This window comes from Sulfurimonas sp., from assembly GCF_026196735.1.
Lineage (GTDB): Bacteria > Campylobacterota > Campylobacteria > Campylobacterales > Sulfurimonadaceae > Sulfurimonas.
In genome coordinates this window covers 1-19,974 of record NZ_JAPHUF010000024.1, presented here as the reverse complement: position 1 = coordinate 19,974, position 19,974 = coordinate 1, and the positions used below count along the sequence as shown (strand labels likewise).

The 19,974-nt window shown below is 33.2% G+C and carries 24 protein-coding genes and 1 tRNA gene; 24 read left to right on the top strand and 1 reads right to left on the bottom strand.

What is annotated here, in order from left to right; genetic code table 11:
* The 6 genes from OQK60_RS11245 to OQK60_RS11220 form a co-directional block, all read left to right on the top strand.
* Positions 1–229 (top strand): F0F1 ATP synthase subunit C (locus OQK60_RS11245; protein ID WP_297687074.1); only part of this gene is annotated, 229 nt, incomplete at its 5' end.
* A 69-nt stretch (positions 230–298) separates the two neighbouring features.
* Positions 299–382: transfer RNA gene (locus OQK60_RS11240), tRNA-Leu, on the top strand.
* A 67-nt stretch (positions 383–449) separates the two neighbouring features.
* Positions 450–2,249 carry a diguanylate cyclase gene (locus tag OQK60_RS11235; protein WP_297687072.1) on the top strand — a complete coding sequence of 600 codons (1,800 nt, stop codon included), beginning with the start codon at positions 450–452 and terminating at the stop codon, positions 2,247–2,249.
* 17 nt (positions 2,250–2,266) lie between these two features.
* Positions 2,267–3,190, top strand: coding sequence for a cysteine synthase A (gene cysK / locus OQK60_RS11230; protein WP_297687070.1), 924 nt, complete (start codon positions 2,267–2,269; stop codon positions 3,188–3,190).
* Positions 3,183–3,764, top strand: coding sequence for an aminotransferase class IV family protein (locus OQK60_RS11225; RefSeq protein ID WP_297687068.1), 582 nt, complete (start codon positions 3,183–3,185; stop codon positions 3,762–3,764). The genes cysK and OQK60_RS11225 overlap by 8 nt, the downstream gene beginning before the upstream one ends.
* A gap of 25 nt (positions 3,765–3,789) precedes the next feature.
* Entirely contained in the window at positions 3,790–4,245 is a 456-nt protein-coding gene (locus OQK60_RS11220; RefSeq protein WP_297687066.1) for a hypothetical protein, read from the top strand.
* Positions 4,246–4,262: 17 nt separating this feature from the next.
* On the opposite strand, the gene OQK60_RS11215 is transcribed toward OQK60_RS11220, so the two are convergent.
* Complete coding sequence (locus OQK60_RS11215) at positions 4,263–5,165, bottom strand: LysR family transcriptional regulator (RefSeq protein ID WP_297687064.1); 903 nt, start codon at positions 5,163–5,165, stop codon at positions 4,263–4,265.
* 181 nt (positions 5,166–5,346) lie between these two features.
* On the opposite strand from OQK60_RS11215, the gene OQK60_RS11210 reads away from it, so the two are divergent.
* The 18 genes from OQK60_RS11210 to OQK60_RS11125 form a co-directional block, all read left to right on the top strand.
* Positions 5,347–7,395 carry an ATP-dependent helicase gene (locus tag OQK60_RS11210; protein ID WP_297687062.1) on the top strand — a complete coding sequence of 683 codons (2,049 nt, stop codon included), beginning with the start codon at positions 5,347–5,349 and terminating at the stop codon, positions 7,393–7,395.
* Complete coding sequence (truB, locus tag OQK60_RS11205) at positions 7,392–8,213, top strand: tRNA pseudouridine(55) synthase TruB (RefSeq protein WP_297687060.1); 822 nt, start codon at positions 7,392–7,394, stop codon at positions 8,211–8,213. The genes OQK60_RS11210 and truB overlap by 4 nt, the downstream gene beginning before the upstream one ends.
* The gene (csrA, locus tag OQK60_RS11200) at positions 8,207–8,437 is read left to right on the top strand and encodes a carbon storage regulator CsrA (protein ID WP_297687058.1); all 231 of its coding nucleotides are present in this window, start codon (positions 8,207–8,209) and stop codon (positions 8,435–8,437) included. Before truB ends, csrA begins: the two co-directional genes overlap by 7 nt.
* A gap of 10 nt (positions 8,438–8,447) precedes the next feature.
* Complete coding sequence (locus tag OQK60_RS11195; RefSeq protein ID WP_297687056.1) at positions 8,448–9,245, top strand: 4-(cytidine 5'-diphospho)-2-C-methyl-D-erythritol kinase; 798 nt, start codon at positions 8,448–8,450, stop codon at positions 9,243–9,245.
* A gap of 1 nt (position 9,246) precedes the next feature.
* A complete protein-coding gene (locus OQK60_RS11190) occupies positions 9,247–10,755 on the top strand; it encodes a hypothetical protein (protein ID WP_297687054.1) in 1,509 nt (502 codons plus the stop codon).
* Positions 10,756–10,829: 74 nt separating this feature from the next.
* On the top strand, positions 10,830–11,282 hold the full coding sequence (smpB, locus tag OQK60_RS11185) for an SsrA-binding protein SmpB (protein ID WP_297687052.1): 453 nt from the start codon (positions 10,830–10,832) through the stop codon (positions 11,280–11,282).
* Complete coding sequence (locus tag OQK60_RS11180; protein WP_297687050.1) at positions 11,282–12,145, top strand: M23 family metallopeptidase; 864 nt, start codon at positions 11,282–11,284, stop codon at positions 12,143–12,145. The genes smpB and OQK60_RS11180 overlap by 1 nt, the downstream gene beginning before the upstream one ends.
* A complete protein-coding gene (locus tag OQK60_RS11175) occupies positions 12,146–12,742 on the top strand; it encodes a tetratricopeptide repeat protein (protein ID WP_297687048.1) in 597 nt (198 codons plus the stop codon).
* A 153-nt stretch (positions 12,743–12,895) separates the two neighbouring features.
* A complete protein-coding gene (locus OQK60_RS11170) occupies positions 12,896–14,158 on the top strand; it encodes an O-acetylhomoserine aminocarboxypropyltransferase/cysteine synthase family protein (protein ID WP_297687046.1) in 1,263 nt (420 codons plus the stop codon).
* An 11-nt stretch (positions 14,159–14,169) separates the two neighbouring features.
* The gene (locus OQK60_RS11165; protein ID WP_297687044.1) at positions 14,170–14,604 is read left to right on the top strand and encodes a DUF4395 domain-containing protein; all 435 of its coding nucleotides are present in this window, start codon (positions 14,170–14,172) and stop codon (positions 14,602–14,604) included.
* Positions 14,605–14,613: 9 nt separating this feature from the next.
* Positions 14,614–15,027: an Rrf2 family transcriptional regulator gene (locus tag OQK60_RS11160; RefSeq protein WP_297687042.1), complete on the top strand. Its 414-nt coding sequence runs from the start codon at positions 14,614–14,616 to the stop codon at positions 15,025–15,027.
* A gap of 67 nt (positions 15,028–15,094) precedes the next feature.
* A complete protein-coding gene (locus OQK60_RS11155; RefSeq protein ID WP_297687040.1) occupies positions 15,095–15,817 on the top strand; it encodes a Nif3-like dinuclear metal center hexameric protein in 723 nt (240 codons plus the stop codon).
* A 35-nt stretch (positions 15,818–15,852) separates the two neighbouring features.
* Positions 15,853–16,566 (top strand): zinc ribbon domain-containing protein, encoded by a 714-nt coding sequence (locus OQK60_RS11150; protein WP_297687037.1) that lies wholly within the window; start codon positions 15,853–15,855, stop codon positions 16,564–16,566.
* 3 nt (positions 16,567–16,569) lie between these two features.
* Positions 16,570–17,736, top strand: coding sequence for a lipid IV(A) 3-deoxy-D-manno-octulosonic acid transferase (gene waaA / locus OQK60_RS11145; RefSeq protein ID WP_297687036.1), 1,167 nt, complete (start codon positions 16,570–16,572; stop codon positions 17,734–17,736).
* Positions 17,737–17,820: 84 nt separating this feature from the next.
* Positions 17,821–18,555 (top strand): RNA pseudouridine synthase, encoded by a 735-nt coding sequence (locus OQK60_RS11140; RefSeq protein ID WP_297687034.1) that lies wholly within the window; start codon positions 17,821–17,823, stop codon positions 18,553–18,555.
* Positions 18,556–18,580: 25 nt separating this feature from the next.
* On the top strand, positions 18,581–18,805 hold the full coding sequence (locus OQK60_RS11135; protein WP_297687032.1) for a GIY-YIG nuclease family protein: 225 nt from the start codon (positions 18,581–18,583) through the stop codon (positions 18,803–18,805).
* Positions 18,805–19,257: a YaiI/YqxD family protein gene (locus OQK60_RS11130; RefSeq protein WP_297687031.1), complete on the top strand. Its 453-nt coding sequence runs from the start codon at positions 18,805–18,807 to the stop codon at positions 19,255–19,257. The genes OQK60_RS11135 and OQK60_RS11130 overlap by 1 nt, the downstream gene beginning before the upstream one ends.
* 43 nt (positions 19,258–19,300) lie before the next feature.
* The coding region (locus tag OQK60_RS11125; RefSeq protein WP_297687029.1) for a signal recognition particle receptor subunit alpha at positions 19,301–19,974 on the top strand (674 nt) is incomplete at its 3' end.

Here is a 19,974-nt window from a genome sequence, read left to right as displayed (position 1 = left end):
TTACTCAATGATCGCTGCTGGTCTTGGTCTTGGTCTTGCTGCTCTTGGTGGAGCTATCGGTATGGGTCATACTGCTGCTGCTACTATCGCTGGTACTGCGCGTAACCCAGGTCTTGGTGCTAAACTAATGACTACAATGTTCATCGCTCTTGCAATGATCGAAGCGCAAGTTATTTATGCACTAGTTATTGCATTAATCGCTCTTTACGCTAACCCATACTTAGGTTAATCTAACCAAAGTATACCCCAAGCCTGACTCGTTTTGCGAGTTAGGCTTTTTTTTTACTCTTTTTTTAATGCGATCGTGGTGGAACGGTAGACACGCGGGCTTGAGGGGCTCGTGCCTAACGGTGTGGGGGTTCAAATCCCCCCGATCGCACCATCCTTAAATTTAATATTTTGCTTTATTTAGATAGAATGTAATAAAATTAAATTAAACGAGGTGCATTGTGAGTGTAAAAAACAAAACCATACTACTAATAACTTTCATTCTTATTCTTTTTTCTGTCGCAATATTTTATGTTATACAAATAAAACAAACCCAAAAAATGAAAGTATTTCAAGAAAATTATTTCCAAAGTTTAAATATTTCATATGAAAATATTAATAAAAAATATGAAAATTATTATACAGAAACTGTGCAGTATTCTTTTAGTGATTTTGAGCTAAAAGAAGCAGTTAGAAATAAAGACAGAGATCTTTTATATAAGCTTACTGAAAATAAATACAAGATATTAAAAAAACAAAATATTAACTTAGTATCAATGAAATTTTATCTTCCGGATAATACTACACTATTAAATATGAACAACCCGCGAGATACTTCGATAAAAAAGAATGATGTTTTAATACAAAAGGTAAATAAAAATCAAAAAGTTGCTTTTGGAGCTGAGCAGGGTGATGAACATATAATTTATAAAAGTATTCATCCTATGTACTATGGCAATGAATACCTCGGTGCAGTAGAGTTTGGAATAAACATAGATTATATTTTAGATGATATGAAAAAGTATGCAAATATAGACGGAGCATTATCTGTCTTGTATAGTGATAGTTCATCATTTAAAATAAGTCACAAAACAATTGATAATATAAATATACTTGAGTATATAGCTAAAATAACAGAGTATAAGCCTTATGAGAATATTAAAACAAAAGGCGGGAATAATCATATATTATACACCTTTAGTATAAAAAACCTTAATAATCTTACTATTGCAAAGTTGTATTTTGTTCAAGATATAACAAAAGAACTTAGCCAATTTGAACAAAATTTACAGATTATAGCTATGCTTTTAGCAGCAATGGTTCTAGTGACGATAATTTTGATTCACTTTATCGTAAGTAAAAGCTTGAAAGATTTAGAGAGTAGTTATAGTGATTTATATGAGTATATAGATATGATTGATAACAATGTTATGATAGTTGATACATCTATAGAAGGAAAGATTATAGGAGTGAGTCAACGCTTTTGTGAAATAAGCGGGTACTCGCAAAAAGAGTTGATCGGTAAACTTTTTAATGATCTAAAAGATGATAGTGTATCCGATGAAGATATAAATAAAATAAATGAAACTTTGCAAAAAGACGGTTCTTGGAGTGGGGAAGTAAAAAACCAGACTAAAGACAAAAAACCTTATTGGCTCAATACTAAAATCGAAGCAAAAATCAAAGATTCTAAGTTTATCTGTTATAACTATATTATGCATGACATAACAGATAGCAAGCTAAAAGAAGAACTTGTTTTTATCGATGAATTAACAAAATTATACAACAGAAAGTTTTTTAATGATATATTTCCAAGAATGGTTAACGGCATAAAAAGAAATGGAGGTTGTATAAATTTTACAGTCTTAAATTTAGATGATTTTAAAAAGTATAATGATATATATGGACCTTTAAAGGGAGATAAAGCCCTTGTAAGTGTGTCAGAAACTTTAACCGCTTCATTACGCCGTCCGGATGATTATTGTTTTAGACTTGGCGGTGGAGAATTTGGAATTTTATTTAGAACAGCAAGTGAAGATGAGGGTTATTTATATACTCAAGTGCTTAAAAAGAACATTGAGATGATTGGCATTAAAAATGAAGCCAACATAACACACAAGGTAATAACTGCATCTTTTGGAATTGTATCATTGATGAGTGATAAAATAATTGACGAAAAAGATGTCTACAAAAGAGCATATGAGCACCTCAGTAGAGCAAAGCAAGATGGCAGAAATAAGATTGTACGAAAATTAATATAATGCTTTAAGGATGATTAATGAAAATTGCAAAAAATGTTACAGAATTGATTGGTAATACTCCCCTTATTAAGCTCAACACTCCCTCGCAAATGACCGGTGCTACAATTATAGGTAAATGTGAGTTTATGAATCCTACTAGTTCTGTTAAAGACAGAATAGGCTTTAATATGATCAGGCGTGCACAAGAAGCAGGAAAAATAAATAAAGAGACAACCATTATAGAGCCAACTAGTGGAAATACCGGGATTGCTCTTGCAGCTAACTGTGCAGCACAAAATCTAAAACTTATTTTAACTATGCCTGAGTCTATGAGTATTGAGAGAAGAAACCTGCTAAAAGCCTTGGGTGCCGAACTTGTTTTGACTCCAGCTGTACTGGGTATGAACGGTGCAATACAAAAGGCTGATGAACTACAAAAAGAGATACAAAACTCTATTGTATTACAACAATTTAACAACCCATCAAATCCAGAAATCCACATGTTAACAACAGCAAAAGAGATTTTAAATGATACCGATGGAAAACTGGATGCTTTCATAGCGGCAGTTGGAACTGGTGGAACACTAAGTGGAACCTCAAAAGTTTTAAAAGAGCATATTGCAAATATTGCTATATTTGCAGTTGAACCCAAAGATTCAGCTGTATTATCCGGGGAAGAAGCGGGTCCACATGCTATTCAGGGTATCGGTGCCGGATTTATTCCTGAAATCTTAGATACTACAGTTTATAGTGAAGTTATAAAAGTAAGTAACGAAGATGCAATAAGCACTGCAAAAATGTTAGCTAAAGAAGAGGGTTTGCTGGTTGGAATTTCAGCCGGTGCAAATGTGTATGCAACAATGCAGATAGCCTCCAGAGAAGAGTTTAAGGGTAAAACTCTACTAACGATTCTTTGTGACACTGGAGAGAGATATTTAAGTACAGAACTTTTTAATGAGTAATAGTTACTTAGAAACTATCAAAGCAGTTGATGGAGAACTTTTTAACATGTCATACCATCAAACTAGATATGAGAGTGTTTTAAAAGAGTTGGGTGTTAGTGAAATCAAAGATTTAGAAGAGTTCCTAAATCCTCCACAGTTTGGCATATATAGATGTCGTTTAGTTTATACTAGTGAAAGTATAACTGTTTCGTACCATGAGTATAAAAAAAGAGATATTAGCTCTTTAAAACTAATTTTTAACAATGATATTGAGTATTCTATGAAATCTACATGTAGAGATGAAGTAGATTCACTTTTTGCCCAAAGAGGCGAAGGGGATGATATACTCATTATAAAAGATTTACTTGTAAGTGATACAAGTATTGCAAACATTGCTTTTTATAAAGAGGGCAGTTGGATTACACCAAGAACGCCCCTTTTAAAAGGTACGACAAGAGCCAGACTTTTAGATGAAGGAAAGATTACTGAAGCTGATATAAAAGTACAAGATCTTAGAACTTTTTCTCAGGTGGCACTTTTAAACGCTATGATAGACTTTGATATTTTAGATAGATGTGAATTTTTGATATAATAATGACAAATAAAAAGGATAGTTCTTGTTAGATAGTGTAACTAAAGATAAAAAATTTGCAAATTTGATGCGAAAAAATATACAAGATATGATAATTTATCTATTTGAAAAAGAACAAAATTTCGGTATTCTTTGTAAAATAGAAGATATATCTTTTGACCCGCCTCTTCCAGAATCCATAAGTGCAGATTTTAGAGCCATGACACTTTTTTACTTAGCCGGATATACATTTGATACTGCGAAGATTGATGCAGATACTTTGATATTTGAAGCAGGCTTTGGAGCTGATAATTTTGGCTCGTTTGTAACTGTTCCGCTTCTTAGCATTATGCAAGTTATTGTAGATGAAACACCACTTCTTATTAATTTAGCTACTTATGAAAAAGATACAAATAAAGCTAAAAAAGTAGACAAGGGCGGAGTAGAAAATTCCAGAACTTCTTTTCTTTCTAATCCGGAAAATTTTAAGTTTTTAAAATAAAATCTAACTCTGTCGAGTTAGATTTTATTTAATGAAAGTAGATAGTTAACCACATTATCAACAAATGCATCATGCTTTCTTTCTTTCATGTATGCTATATAAAAGTTTCTCTCAATTTTATAGTTTTTTAGTCTAGCTTCAAAAAGTTTACCATCTTTTAACTCTTCAGCAATAACATGGCGACTCATTACAGAAACAACAGGTCTTTCGCTGTTTTTATCAGCATGTAGTATGGCTTCTTTAATCGCTGTTGGACTTCCAAGAACACCAAGTACGCTAAAGTTATTACAATTAACACCCATCTCTTCAAAGACTTCTGAAGTTAGTCTTCTTGTGTGTGAATGCTCATCACGGCATATCCAATCATATTCCATCATATCTTCTACACCTAAGTGCTTTTTGATTGGTTGATTAGAAAAAACAACTAACTCATCCATTACCCATTCTCTATATATGATGCCATCTCTAAAAACAGGAGATTCTATAAGTGCAACATCAATTTTTTTATCTTCTAGTTGATCAATTATGTCAGACGAAAGTCCAACATTCATATAAACATTGTTATCAATTCTTTTTTTAATCTCACCAAGATAGTTTGGTAGGACATAATTACCGATTGCATTTGATGAACCCATAACAAATGTGAAGTCTTTATTGATTATTCTTAAAAGCTCTTTTTCACTGCTTGCTATTGCTTTTTCAAGTCTAATAGCGATTCTAAATAGGTCTTCACCCTCTTTTGTCAGCAGGATTCCATTCTTCTTTCTCTCCACTATTTTTGTGTCTAGATAATCTTCAATAAATTTTATTTGTTGAGTAACAGCCGGTTGTGAAATACCTAGCTTCGCCGATGCCTTTGAAAAACTCTTCTCTTTTATAACCATTAAGAAGGTCTGTAACTTTGCAAAATCTTTTAACATAATAATTCCTATAAGTTTAAATAATAAACAAAATTATAACTCAAAATTATAATTAATGCAATAGTTTTGTAATGATTTAATTATATTTGTGTAAATAATTTAACATCAGATATTTTGTTACACAAATAATTTAATTCTTTTAGCTATAATAATTGAATACTAATTATAAGTAGCGGCAAAAATGGAAAAAATATTTGAAAAACTCAACGATTCACAAACAAGAGCTGTAAAACAATCAGAGGGTCCTGTTCTTATTTTAGCAGGGGCTGGAAGTGGAAAGACTACTACTATTGTTTCTCGTTTAGCATACTTGGTAGAGTCTTTAGGCATTCCTGCATCAAACACCTTGACGCTTACCTTTACAAACAAAGCTGCAAAAGAGATGAGAGAGCGGGCATCAGCAATGATGAATAATCCTGCTTATCCACCACTTCTTTGTACTTTTCATAAATTTGGGCTATTATTTTTAAAATTTAATATTCATCTTTTAAATAGACAAAACAATTTTGTCGTAATAGATACAGATGATAAAAAACGAATTATTAAAAAAATAAACTCAGAAATTCCGACACCGCTTATAGCAAGTGAGATATCTAGATATAAGAATTCTCTTTTAACTCCTGATGATGCTTATAAGCAAGCGGAAGCTTTTAATTATCAGCAGATTGCAAAAGTGTATGAAGAGTATGAAGCTTACCTTTTAGAAAATAATTTGGTTGATTTTGATGATTTAATTGCTCTTACATATAGACTATTGGTTGAAAATCCGGAGTTAGCAAAAAAAACATCGCAAAAGTACAACTATATTATGGTGGATGAGTACCAAGATACAAATGAACTGCAGTTAAAACTCCTTCAAAAACTTTGCTCTGAGCATAACAACCTATGTGTTGTCGGTGATGATGATCAAAGTATTTATGGATGGCGTGGTGCACACATAAGAAATATTATGGAGTTTGACCAGGATTTTGCTGGTACATCTATTTTTAAATTAGAAGAGAATTACCGTTCAAGAGAACCAATACTAAAAGTTGCAAACTCACTAATAGAGCACAATCGCTCTAGACTTGGTAAAAAACTTCTTCCCACTCGCGGAGGCGGTGAAGATGTAACTATTTTAAACTCTAATGATGAAAATGAAGAAGCCAGAAAGATAGCTGCAAAAATCTCTAAACTTCTAGACTCTGGTGTAAGTGCAGCAGATATTGCAGTTCTTTATCGCGTTAATGTTTTAAGTCGTTCTATCGAAGAGGGACTAAATCGCTCAGGAATCAACTATAAGCTTGTCGGCGGTCTGAGGTTTTATGACAGAGCGGAAATCAAAGACCTTATTAGTTACATCAGAGTTATTACTAACTTTCATGATGATTTTTCATTTAAACGAATTATAAATAAACCAAAAAGAGGCTTAGGAAAAGCAAGTGTAGACAAGATAGAAATGGCAGCTCATGCAAATGACACCTCAATATTTGAGTTCATAAAAAAAACATCACTTGCTGATTTAGAAGCTCTTGTTAGAAAGAAAAATGCAAAAACATTAAAAGTATTTGTTAAAGACATTGCCAATGTTGCAAAAACAATAACCGACTCTACTTACAATTTTATTGATATATTAGAGGATACTTTTCATCTTAAGGATATTTACAAAGGTATGCCGGATGAGGCAGATAGAATTCTAAATATGGATGAGTTTTACGGACTGTTTCGTGATTTCGTAAAGAAGACTCCAGAAGCTTCTTTAGATGAATTTTTAAACGAGTTGACACTTCAGAGTGAACAGGACCAAGTTGAAGGTGAGAGCATCTATATGATGAGTATTCACGCTTCTAAAGGGCTGGAGTTTGATCATATCTTTATTATTGGACTAGAAGAGGGCTTCTTGCCGCTTGTCGGAGATGGAAGCGACCTTGAAGAGGAGAGGCGTCTTGGTTATGTCTCTTTTACAAGAGCTAAAGACACTCTTACACTTTCACATGCTGCGAGCAGGTTTTACAAGGGAAGAAGAAGTGATTTGCAAAAAAGCAGATTTTTTAATGAAGCCGGACTTTGTGAAGGCTCACTTATAGTTGAGAAAAATACAGCCTTTAAAAAAGGTGACTTAGTGCGTCATAAAATCTTTGGTACGGGCCGAGTTAACGGTGTGAGTAAATCCGGTAGAGAATTTAAACTAAACATTAACTTTGCAGGTACAAAAAGAGATATCTTAGCCTCATTCGTTGAGAGACTATGAACAGACTCTTTGTTGCATACAAACCAACAGGGATAAGTTCAAATTTCTTTCTAACTAGGCTAAAAAGAAAATACAACACAAAAAAAGCCGGTTTTTCAGGAACACTTGACCCTTTTGCAAAAGGTGTACTTCTTATAGGTATGGGTTCTCATACAAAACTTTTTCGCTTTTTAAACAAGACTCCAAAAACTTACAGGGCTACATTATGGCTTGGCGCAAAAAGTGATTCATTAGACACCGAGATGATTGAGAATGTGGAGATTTTAAAAGAATTAGCTCAAGAGGAAGTTCTACATGTAGTTAAATCGCTAGAGGGCGAGCTTGAGTATGAACCGCCGATATTTAGTGCAAAGCGTATAGACGGTCAGAGAGCTTATGATTTGGCTCGTGCAGGTAAAGAATTTACACTAAACAAAATCAACTCCACTATTTACGAGACAAAACTCATCAGTTACTGCCACCCTTTTGTCACTTTTGAAGCAACTGTGTCAGAGGGGACATATATCCGCTCCCTTGGGCGTATAATTGCAAACAGACTTGGGGCTCGTTTTGGAAGCTTGAGCGCACTAGAGAGACTATCTGAGGGTCAGTTTAAATATGATGATGAAAAGGCTTTGGATATTAAAAAATCTTTGAATATTGCCCAAAATTTTTACACAGGAGATAGTGATAATTTAAAATATGGAAGAGTTCTTGCTTTACAAGATTTAAAGATCAAAGAAAATGGGTATTATTGGCTTGACAGTGGTAAATATATATCGATTATCAATGTGGTAGACGCAGAAGTAAAATATGAATTAGGCAGGATTGAATGTTAGTACTATCCAGAAAAGCAGATGAATCGATTATATTGGGCGAAGATATAATAATAAAAGTTATATCTATAGAAAAGGGTGTTGTAAAACTAGGTGTTGAAGCACCTAAAAATGTTTCTATAGTTAGAAATGAACTCTTTGAAGATTTAAAAGATGCAAATATTGCCTCTTCAAAAGAAGTTAAATTAGACGACTTAAATCTACTCAGCTCTATTATAAAAAAATAAAGAAAAATTTATGAAGATATATAAGGCTTTCGCAAAGGTAAATATCTTTTTAAAAATAACTGGCACAAGAGCTGATTACCACGAAATAATTTCAAGATTTATGAGAGTGCAATCTCTTTATGATGAACTCTCTTTTGTAGCCAAAGAAGAGAGTGTCAGTAAAGCAAAAAAGTTTGAAATAATCGGCGATTTCTCTTGCTCTACAGAACAAAACACAATATATAAAGCTTACATCGCGCTTTTAGAAAGTTTAGATGACAACTCAGCAAATTCACTCAAAACACTTATGCAGAAATATGCCATACATGTAGATAAAAAAATCCCGGCTTTTGCAGGTCTTGGCGGTGGAAGCAGTGACGCTGCAACATATTTGAAAATGTGTAATGAAGTTTTGCATCTTGGGCTAAGCAAAAATGAGCTGGCGACTATCGGACTTAAAGTCGGTGCGGATGTTCCATTTTTCATCTATGGATACGACAGCGCAAATGTAAGCGGCATAGGTGAGGTTGTAGAAGAGTTTAAAGAGCCTCTTTTGGAGCTTGAAGTATTTACTCCGCGCATTGAAATAAGTACACCAAAAGTTTATAGAATTTATAGAAAGAATTTCTTTGCTCCAATTGATGGTTTTAAAACTGATGAGCTTAAAAAAACAAGTTCATTAGATATACTAAAAAATATGAGTGTTGATGAGGCTAACGACCTTTTTAAACCTGCACTGCAAGAGTATAAAGAGCTAAAAAACCACTACAGGCACGGATACTACTTTAGCGGTAGCGGAAGCAGTTTTTTTAGAGTTAAAGAAGAGTAAAATGAAGTTGGCACGTGATTTTAATGGAAAGTTTAATGAAGAAACTAAGCCATATATTATTAGAGATAAAGATAGAAATGCAAAAGCATTCTGTAATCTAGATTTTCAAAACTTTGAATTAAATTTAAATACTGCTTCAAGTATAAAGGTTGATAATCCAAAAAGAAATAAAATATACTTATCAGATGAAAAGCATTTATTAAGTAAAAACCTAGAAAGTGTAGAAATTTCATCTAATGACTTGATGAGAATTAATTTAAGTGATACAGGATTAAAGAGTAAAATAATATTTAAAGAATGCAATTTTGACTCTATTGACATAGGTGTTATAACTCAGGAAGTGATATTTGAAGACTGTATTATAAGTCAGTTAAATATTATTGATAAAGATTATTCAACTGATAGTAAAACTCTACAGATTAATGGTGGTAAAATCACAGAATTTAATATTTTAAGCTCTGTAATTATAAATAAATTTTATATAAATAAACAGTATGATGGCAACAAAAAAGAAATTAATATAACAAGCCTTTCTATAAAAGATACAGTTTTTAAGGAAAATTTCAAACTACATAATGCGGTTATAGAAAAATTTGAAATAGAAGGTGTGGATTTTGAAAAGAATGCAGATTTCTTTAAAAGTATATTTAAAAAAGGTACTTTAAAAGCTGATAAAGAAGAAAAAATAAATGATGGTGATATTGGCTTTAAAGCAATAAATTTTGAAAGTTTAGCTCTTTTTGGAGATACAGAGTTTAAAGAAAAACTTATATTTAAGTATGTTACATTTAAAGGACATAACCATTTTAAAAGTGCCAAACTTTACAAAGGTTTAGATTTAGAATATACAAATATACAGCAAGAGATAAATTTTTATGGAATTGAAATTTTAGACACAAGCACAACTTCACAAGAAACATATAGAATTATAAAGCATCAGTTCGATAAATTGGGAAATAGAATTGAATCAAATAAATATCATGCCTTAGAATTAGAGCAAAAGAAGAATAATTTAGCACAAGATAAATCAGAAAAATGGCTCGAATACATAGTTTTTAAAATACATTCACTCAGTTCTGAGCATTCAACCAATTGGTTCTTAGTATTATTATGGATTATACTAGTAGCTTTGGTTACTACTTTAGCGATTGAACCTCCTACAATAAGAACAATAGAAATTGTTTTAAAAGAATTAATATTGATGGCACCAATGATATTAATTCTATTTTTATTGGATTTTCTGGCACCTAATAAAAAAATTTATAGATTAATTATAATTGTAGGTTTTTTAAGTATTTTTATAGCTCTTATACGGGAGATAAATTTAAGTGATGTGTTACAAAGAATGTCTTTAATAAACTTAGAAACGCAATTTATATCTATTGTTAATCTAAATAATAAAGCTGAAGTATCTTCATGGAACATGATGATTATACTTTTAAATAAAATTTCTTTAGGTTATTTGTACTATCAGTTTTTAATTTCAGTTAGAAAAGATACAAAAAAATAAATATAACATCCATTTAAAACTTTATGATATGATAATAGATAAATATAATATAAATAATATGAGGAAAACAGGTAATGGGCGAGACTATAGCTAAAAATAAAAAAGCCTATCATGATTATTTTATAGAAGAAAAATTTGAAGCTGGATTAGTTTTAGTTGGCAGTGAAGTAAAGGGGATTCGTGCAAATAGAGTAAATCTAAAAGACAGTTTTATTCGTTTTGTACAAGGTGAAGCTTTTCTTTTTAATGCACACATCGGAAGACTAGAGACTACACATCACTACTACTCGCACGAAGAGAGAGGCAGCAGAAAACTTCTGCTTCATAAAAAACAACTTGCTAAAATGATAAAAGCGGTTGAGAAAGATGGCTATACGATAGTTCCTCTTCAACTATATTTTAACGATAGAAATATTATAAAACTGCAGATTGCCATAGCAAAAGGAAAACAGCTTCACGACAAGAGGCAAGACCTTAAAGAAAAAGACATGAAACGCGATATTGAACGCTCAATGAAGGATTATTGATGAGGTTGTTTCTATTTTTAACACTTTTTACATGTAGTCTTTTTTCACTTAGTATAGAGATGTCGGATTCAACTGTCGAAAATGGGAAAACGACACTGCTGGAGTTTAATAATGACAAAAATATTCAGTATGATAAAGTTGTTGTAGGCAAAAAATCGTATAAAATATTTAACAATCCCGTAGATAAAGAGAAGTCATATGTACTGATTCCTGTGAGTTACTATGAGAAGCCAACTGAGAAAAAAATAGAGATTTACTATAAAGAAGAAAAGAAAGAAAAAAAGAGAGTTCTTCTGCTTAAAGTGAAAGACGGCGAGTATAAAAAAGAGACACTTAGTGTTGATAACACAAAAGTAAGCTTGAGTGAAAAAGATAAAAAAAGAGCTTCTGCGGAGTATGCAGAGGCTATGAAAATTTACAAAACAGTTAATCAAAAGAGCTACATGTCAAAACCCTTTATTTTCCCGCTTGATTCTACAATAACAAGCGATTTTGGAAAAGCAAGAGTTTTTAACGGTACTCTCAAAAGTTACCACAGCGGAACAGATTTCAGAGCAGCAGTAGGAACATCGCTTACAGCTTGCAATGACGGTGTAGTTGTTTTAGCAAAAGATAGATTTTACGCAGGCGGCTCGGTCATTATAGACCACGGTCAAGGTATATACTCTGGTTATTATCATATGAGCAAGCTCGATGTTAAAGAGGGAAATGAAGTCAAGCAGGGTGACATCATAGGTCTTTCAGGCGACACAGGAAGAGTAACAGGTCCTCATCTTCATTTTAGTTTTAGAGTGGGTGGTGAGCAGGTTGACCCTCTTCAACTTATAGAGTTAATAAATACAAATTTACTAAAAGGCAGATAAATGACAACATTTCAATTAATAATGCTTGGAGCTTCGGCTTTTTTTGCATTTAAAGTTTACGAGCATATTCAAACACTTCAAGATCCAGAACCAAACAAAGGGGATGCATCTAATGATGAACAAAAAAGTGCAGATACTTTTTCTCCTTTTGACCCTAAAGCTTTGATTGAAAAAGCGGACACAGCATTTGAAGAGGGTGATATGCAAAAAGCACTGGCTTTACTTACAGAAGCAAATGCAAAAGAGAAACAAAATTCAGATGTTTTGTTTAAAATAGGTTATATTTTACAACAATTAGGTGACAACTCTGAAGCACTGAACTACTACAAAGAAGCTCTTGAGACAGATAAAAACAATGAATATATTCATAATTCGATGGCATCTGTTTATAGAGCAAACGGTGAGTTTGTATCAGCAAAAATGCATTTAACAGAGTCTTTGGAAATAAATAATGAAAATCCGGTAACATACTACAACTATGGAAACCTTTTAGTAGATATGCAGCATCCTGATGAAGCTAAAGAGATGTATAAAAAAGCACTAGAAATAAATCCAGACTTTGATGAAGCCAAAGAAGAATTTGACAAACTTTCATAATCCTCAACAGTAATTTAAAAATATAAAAACCGTTCTAAATAGAGAATGGTTTTTTAGCGCTAGTTTTTAAATACAAGTATCTTGAGCGATTTACTTGACATTAAAACTTTATTACTCTATACTTCCTTACATAAAACAAAAAAAGGATACTGCATGAACAAAAAAACAATAGCTATTCATCACGGATACAATAAGGACTCTAACATGACTATGGCAGTTCCTATTTATCAAAGTACTGCGTATGAGTTTGAGAGTGCCGAGCAGGCAGCAAACAGGTTTTGCTTAAAAGAACTTGGTAATATTTACACAAGACTTGCAAACCCTACTTCTAATGTTCTAGAAGAGCGTATTGCACACCTAGAGGGTGGCGTTGCAGGTATTGCAACTGCCAGCGGACAAGCAGCGATATTTTACTCACTTGCTAATGTTGCTGAAGCTGGGGATAATATACTTATCTCAAATAAACTATATGGCGGGTCTATAACTTTAACTACATACACTATGAAACGCTTTGGCATAACTGCAAAGATTTTTGATGTGGATAACCCAGAATCATTAGAAGCACTTGTAGATGATAAAACAAAGGCTATATTTTTTGAGAGTATTTCAAATCCTCAAATCACTATAGCTGATGTTGATGGCATAGTAGAAATTGCTAAAAAGCATAAAATATTGACTATATGTGACAATACTGTTGCATCGCCGGCACTTTTCAATCCTATATCTCACGGTGTAGATATTGTAGTGCATAGTGCGAGTAAATATATATCTGGGCAAGGTCTTGCAATAGGCGGTGTTATAGTAGAAAGAGATGGTTTAACCGACTTTTTTAAAGGTAATGACAGATATTACCACTTCAATGAGCCAGATGTGAGTTATCATGGTCTTGTTTACACGGATATTCCATTGCCACCGTTTTGTTTAAGACTCAGATTGAATCTGCTTCGTGACATCGGTGCCGCGCCTTCTCCGTTTAACAGTTGGCTTTTGATTCAGAGTCTTGAAACGCTTAGCATCAGGATGAAAGAGCATTCAAAAAATGCACTTGAGGTTGCGAGATTTTTAAAGTCTCATAAAAAAGTAAAAAATGTAAGTTACCCTGGACTTGAGAGTGACCCTCAGCATGAAAGAGCTAAAAAATATTTTACTGATGGACAGGTAAGCGGATTGATAAATTTTGATGTTGAAGATTTTGAAGAGGCAAAAGAGTTAATGGACAAAACTGAACTTTTCTCAATTGTTGTGAATATTGGAGATTCTAAATCTTTGATAGTTCATCCTGCTTCAACTACACATCAGCAGATTCCAGCAAATGAGCAACTTAAATCCGGCATCAGACCCGGAATGATAAGACTCAGCATCGGCTTGGAAGATAGCGCTGACTTGATAGCAGACCTAGAAAAAGCGTTGGGTTAATGAGAAATAATATGGCAAAATCGTGCCCTGTAAATTTTTTAAATATAGATGAAAATCAGGTTAGGTTTCAAGCACTGCTTGTTATGTTATCGACAATAGGGTTTATATTTACGGGCTGGGCAGCTTTTGGAGTTTTGCTTGTATATGATTTTATAGCGAGGCTCTTTGTATCGCCAAAATTTAGTATTTTTGCACAAATAACACTTTTGCTGATAAAAATATTTAATGTACCATCAAAACCGGTAGATTCTGCTCCTAAGCTATTTGCTTCTCGTATTGGATTTGGTTTTTCATTGGCAATTTTAGCGGCATCATTATTTGGTTTTGATGATGCTGCAATAATTTTTGCTATAGTTTTGGGTTTATGTGCAGGGATGGATGCCATTTTAAATTATTGCATTGGTTGTAAATGCTACGCTATTTTGCATCATTTTAAGATAGTCTGAGGAGTTTACATGTCAGGAATAAGTTCAAAAGGCATGTACGGACTTGCCGCGATGTATCAACTTTTGCAGAGCGAAAAGGGCGTGCCTATTCAAATCAAAGAGATTGCAGATAAAGCAGATATCCCAAAAAATTATCTAGAACAGATTTTAGTTATTTTAAAGCGTGATGGCATTGTAAAAAGCATTAGAGGGGCTAGCGGCGGTTATATGCTGAATAAAAATCCCGAAGATATTTTGATATATGATATTATTGATTCATTAGAGGGCGGTTTGTGCAATGAAGGCTCGTCCAGCTCCAACGAAATACTAAATCTTTTTTGGCGAGAAAAACAGAGTGAAGTGCGAAATATATTTAATATACCATTGACAGAACTTAAAAATTTTGAACAAAAATACAATAAACAGATTATGTATGTTATTTAATACATGTAGATGAAAATGAACTTTGGTTATAATGCTTAAAACTCTTATAAACAAAGGACCTTAGTAAATGAAAATATCAGAAATTTACAAGTTTTTGGATAACTTATCACCTTTTGAACTTCAAGAATCTTGGGATAACTCCGGTCTTTTACTAGGTGACTTCAACCAAGATGTGCAAAAGATATATTTAAGCATAGATGTAGATGAAGCACTTATAGACTCCATGGATGAAAATACTCTTTTGATAACACATCATCCTATTATTTTTGGCGGATTAAAGCAGTTAGAGTTTAGCAAATATCCGGCAAATTTGATTCAAAAGATGATACAAAAAAATATCTCAAACATCTCTATGCATACAAATTTTGACCAAACACATTTAAATGAATATGTTGCCACTGAAGTGTTGGGTTATCAAATTTCACACAAAGACGGATTTGTTGCTTATTTGGATGTAGATGAAGATTTTGATACATTTGCCACTAAAGTTGCATCAGCATTTTCACTCCCGCATGCAAAATGTGTAAAAAGTTCGCAAAGAGTAAATAGAGTAGCCTTAGTTACGGGTTCTGGGTGCTCTTTAATCAAGTCTATTGACGCTGACTGCTTCTTAACAGGGGATGTTAAGTATCATGATGCGATGGAGGCAAAAAGTATAAATTTGTCTCTAATTGACATAGGACATTTCGAAAGTGAACACTTTTTTGCGGAGATTTTACTTAAACATTTGAAAAATTTAGGTTTAGAAGCTATAATTTCATCATCAAAGAACCCTTTTACTTATATTTAAGCAATTGGCACAACTATTTAATCCAAAGGAGATTAATGAACTTACACCTTAAACAATTAATTGACCTATCACATGTAGATAAAGATATAGATGCTTTTGAACCTCAAATTGAAGAAGCTAACTACAAGTTTGAAGCTGCATTAGCTAAGAAGAAGAGTATCGATAGTGATATTGAAAACTTAACTAACGAGATAAAAGATGAGATAATTAAAAAGCATAAAAACGAATTGCACTTAGCTGAACTTTCTCAAAAATTAGAGGAAAACTCTAAAAAAAGTAGTGAAGTTAAGACTGAACGCGAGATGAAGTCACTTCAACTCGAAGAAGAGATTGCTAAAGAGCAAGTTACTTTTGCAAATGAAGAGATTGCAAGACTCGATAAAATCATTGAACACAAAACTGAACAAGTAGAAGCTGCAAAAGAATCTCTTGTAGAGCTTGACTCCAATTTAGAGTCTGTAAAAGCCGAAGTTGATGCGAAATTAGAAGTTATTAACAAATCTCGTCAAGAAGTATTTACAAAAAAAGAAAAACTGCTGTCTGATATAAACCAAAAAGGTTTAGCTTTTTATCAAAAAATCCGTAGATGGGCTAAAAACTCTACAGTGGTACCTGTTGAAGAACAAGCGTGTATGGGTTGTCATATGACACTAAGTGATAAAATATATGCAGATGTAATAAAAGCTGAAGATATTACTACATGTCCACATTGTGGTCGTATTCTTTATGTGGAAAATACCCAAGAGTAAGGCTTGAAGCCATTTACACTTTTTTACTTCATCCTAAGTGTGGTGCTTTACGCTGTAGCACTGCCACTTTTAGTGTACCTCTCGTTTAAACAAAAATACAAAAAGTCAATTCCAGCTCGTTTTTTTCTTTTTAATAATCCAAAATTTAAAAATAGTGACGGAGTTTGGTTTCATGTATGCTCATACGGTGAAGCTGGTGCATTAAAGCCAATCATAAAACACCTGAGCAATCAAAATATAATGATAAGCACTATAACTCAAACAGGGTATGCAGAAGCTAAAAAATATGACGCAGAAGTGAGATATCTTCCATATGAGATGTTTCTTCCATTTTGGGCTAAGAAACAAAAAGTTCTTATTGTTTTAGAAGCAGAGTTTTGGTTTTTGCTTTTTAGTGTTTTAAGAGCAAAAGGTGCTAGAATCATTCTTTTAAATGCTCGCATACCTGATAACAGCGTGAAGAGTTATCTGCAATTTTCTTGGTTTTATAAAAAACTTCTTTCACATGTAGAAGTAGTTTATGCGCAGAGTGAAACTGATAAAAATCGTTTCTTGGCACTTGGTGCTAGAAATATTGAAGTTATCGGCAACATTAAACTTGCAGGTGAGATAAAAAAAACAAAAGAGTATAAAAAACCGGATGTTGAACTTATAGTAGCTGGAAGCACTCACCCTACTGAGGAAGAAAGTGTTTTAAAATCATTTGTAGAGTATAGAAAACAGAGTGATGCAAAGCTAGTTATTGTTCCAAGACATCCGGAGAGATTTGAAGATGTCTATAAGCTTATGCAAGCTTATGCAAACAAAGCCGACTTAACACTTGGGCGCTTTTCTACAAGCAAAGAGTTTGAAACAGATATGATTTTACTTGATGCAATGGGTGAGCTTAATAACATCTATGCCATCAGCGATATAGCGATATTAGGCGGTGCATTTAAGCCTGATGTAGGCGGACACAACCCACTTGAGCCGGCTTTTTTTGGATGTAAAATAATCACCGGTAAGCATTTTCCTCACCAAAAAGAGCTTTTTAAATATGTGCACCATGTTCAGTATGTTGAACCTGATGAGATACATAAAGCACTTATGACATGTAGAGATTTGCCGCCGAGTATGGTAGAAGAAAAAATAGATTTACAAGCTGTTATAAAAAAGATATTAGAAGTCTAGGTAGCGGAATTTGTTCCGATACCGTTAATAAAAGAGATGATGGTTGTTCTTCATTTTAGGAAATAAAAAACAAGGAGCCAAAAGATGGCACTAGAAAAAGCATATAAAATTTTAGCAATGCAAGAGGGTGTTTCAAACTCTCAGGCTAAATCTATGATAGACCGCGGTTTGGTTTATGTTGGAAACAAAAAAGTTATGATTGCCCGTGGCGAAATAGATGCTAAAACAATATTTAGAATCCAAAAGATAGAAAAAGCAAAACCTATCTTTGAAAATGATGATTTGATAGTTATTGATAAACCAGCTTTCGTAAACTCTGATGAGATTGAAAGACAGTTTAAGCCTGCAGTACTTCTGCACAGACTTGACCGTGAAACAAGCGGTGTTTTAATGCTTGTTAAAAACGAAGAGTTTCGCCAAAAGGCTATACAAGAGTTTAAAAAAGACAAAGTGTATAAAGAGTATATTGCATGGGTTGAAGGTATTATCTCCGAGCCTGTTGATATTGATAAACCAATTCTTACTACAAAGAAGAACAATCGTGCAACTTCTAATGTGTCAAGCAAAGGAAAACCCGCAAGAACAGAAGTTACTCCGGATATTGTAAGTGCAAACAAAACAAAAGTGATATGTATTATTCATCATGGAAGAACACATCAAATCAGAACGCATCTTAGATATATTGACCATCCGATTATCGGTGATGAGCAGTATGGCGGAAGACGCTCTAAACGCGTAATGCTTCATGCCCACAAAGTAAGACTTTTAGGCATGGAATTTACAGCACCTGAACCAAAGACATTCGTTAATTTTGAGTAGTTCCAAAGGCCCATGGTATATCTACATGTTAAAGTGTAGTGATGAAACTTTATACACGGGCATAACAACAGACCTCACCAGAAGAATTGATGAACACAACAACTCTTTAAAGGGCGCAAAATATACCCGCATAAGAAGGCCTGTAGAACTTATTTACTCTGAAAGTACAAAGGATAAAAGCAGTGCTTCTAAAAGAGAATTAGAGATTAAAAAATTATCTAGAATTCAAAAGTTAGAGTTAGTAAAATAATGCAAATCTTTGTCGATGGTGATGCTTTTCCAAACCTTCTTAAACCTATAATTTTTAAACAAATTCAGAGATTAAATATCAAAACAACAGTTGTGGCAAATAAAAAGATAAATATCGGTAAGTCAGATTTAGTCACTTATATGATAGTGGATTTAGGAGCTGACGAGGCTGACCATAAGATTGTCGAAATGGTAAATGAAAGTGACTTGGTCATTACAGCTGATATACCTTTAGCAGATAGAATTATAAGCAAAAATGCACATGCTATAGACCATAGAGGTGAACTATATAGTATTGATAATATTAAACAGTATCTTGCTATGAGAAATCTAATGGAAAAAATTCGTGAAAGCGGAGAGATGACAAAAGGACCAAAACCTTTTGGAGTAAAAGATGCAGAGCTGTTTGCAAATCAACTCAATGCATTTTTAACTAAGCATTATAAAAATTAAGCTATAATCCAAAAAAAATAACACCCATTACAAAAGGTATTTTATGTTTGATACATTAACAAGTTCATTTACAGCTGCTATAAAAAAGATTCGCACATTTGATGATGAGAAAGCACTTTCTAAAGCACTTAACGAGCTAAAAAAATCACTTTTAAAAGCGGATGTGAACCATAAAGTAGTAAAAGAATTAATAAGTAAGGTTGAGCTAGATACTAAAGCAAGCGGGATTGGAAAAGACCAGTTTCTTGATGCATTAAGAGCAACACTTTATGAACTTTTAGAAGTTGGCGGAAACAAAGGTTTTACTTTTGCTCCAAACCCTCCAACAGTAATCCTTATGACAGGACTTCAAGGTTCAGGTAAAACAACTACAACCGGAAAATTGGCAAATTATCTAAAAAATAAACAAAAAAAAGTTCTTATAGTTGCTGCCGATTTACAGCGTTTGGCTGCGGTTGAACAACTCCGCCAAATCACTACTCAAATAGAAGTTGAACTTTTTGAGGATGAAAGTACAAAAAATCCTGTAGAGGTTGTAAAAGCAGCTCTAACAAAAGCAAAAAGCGGAATTTATGATGTTGTTCTTATAGATACAGCCGGTCGTTTGGCAATAGATGATGAACTAATGGAGGAACTTGAAGCTGTTAAAAAAGCTGCAAATCCGGATGAGATTTTCTATGTAGCTGATTCTATGACAGGTCAAGATGCTGTTAAGAC

What these genes read in the sequence shown, in the direction of transcription:
- OQK60_RS11215 (WP_297687064.1), bottom strand. Translation starts at nt 5,165, where the DNA reads ATGTTAAAAGATTTTGCAAAGTTACAGACCTTCTTAATGGTTATAAAA.
- smpB (WP_297687052.1), top strand. Translation starts at nt 10,830, where the DNA reads ATGGGCGAGACTATAGCTAAAAATAAAAAAGCCTATCATGATTATTTT.
- OQK60_RS11190 (WP_297687054.1), top strand. Translation starts at nt 9,247, where the DNA reads ATGAAGTTGGCACGTGATTTTAATGGAAAGTTTAATGAAGAAACTAAG.
- OQK60_RS11160 (WP_297687042.1), top strand. Translation starts at nt 14,614, where the DNA reads ATGTCAGGAATAAGTTCAAAAGGCATGTACGGACTTGCCGCGATGTAT.
- OQK60_RS11140 (WP_297687034.1), top strand. Translation starts at nt 17,821, where the DNA reads ATGGCACTAGAAAAAGCATATAAAATTTTAGCAATGCAAGAGGGTGTT.
- csrA (WP_297687058.1), top strand. Translation starts at nt 8,207, where the DNA reads ATGTTAGTACTATCCAGAAAAGCAGATGAATCGATTATATTGGGCGAA.
- OQK60_RS11195 (WP_297687056.1), top strand. Translation starts at nt 8,448, where the DNA reads ATGAAGATATATAAGGCTTTCGCAAAGGTAAATATCTTTTTAAAAATA.
- OQK60_RS11210 (WP_297687062.1), top strand. Translation starts at nt 5,347, where the DNA reads ATGGAAAAAATATTTGAAAAACTCAACGATTCACAAACAAGAGCTGTA.
- OQK60_RS11155 (WP_297687040.1), top strand. Translation starts at nt 15,095, where the DNA reads ATGAAAATATCAGAAATTTACAAGTTTTTGGATAACTTATCACCTTTT.
- cysK (WP_297687070.1), top strand. Translation starts at nt 2,267, where the DNA reads ATGAAAATTGCAAAAAATGTTACAGAATTGATTGGTAATACTCCCCTT.
- OQK60_RS11135 (WP_297687032.1), top strand. Translation starts at nt 18,581, where the DNA reads ATGTTAAAGTGTAGTGATGAAACTTTATACACGGGCATAACAACAGAC.
- OQK60_RS11180 (WP_297687050.1), top strand. Translation starts at nt 11,282, where the DNA reads ATGAGGTTGTTTCTATTTTTAACACTTTTTACATGTAGTCTTTTTTCA.
- truB (WP_297687060.1), top strand. Translation starts at nt 7,392, where the DNA reads ATGAACAGACTCTTTGTTGCATACAAACCAACAGGGATAAGTTCAAAT.
- OQK60_RS11170 (WP_297687046.1), top strand. Translation starts at nt 12,896, where the DNA reads ATGAACAAAAAAACAATAGCTATTCATCACGGATACAATAAGGACTCT.
- OQK60_RS11225 (WP_297687068.1), top strand. Translation starts at nt 3,183, where the DNA reads ATGAGTAATAGTTACTTAGAAACTATCAAAGCAGTTGATGGAGAACTT.
- OQK60_RS11175 (WP_297687048.1), top strand. Translation starts at nt 12,146, where the DNA reads ATGACAACATTTCAATTAATAATGCTTGGAGCTTCGGCTTTTTTTGCA.
- OQK60_RS11150 (WP_297687037.1), top strand. Translation starts at nt 15,853, where the DNA reads ATGAACTTACACCTTAAACAATTAATTGACCTATCACATGTAGATAAA.
- OQK60_RS11130 (WP_297687031.1), top strand. Translation starts at nt 18,805, where the DNA reads ATGCAAATCTTTGTCGATGGTGATGCTTTTCCAAACCTTCTTAAACCT.
- OQK60_RS11165 (WP_297687044.1), top strand. Translation starts at nt 14,170, where the DNA reads ATGGCAAAATCGTGCCCTGTAAATTTTTTAAATATAGATGAAAATCAG.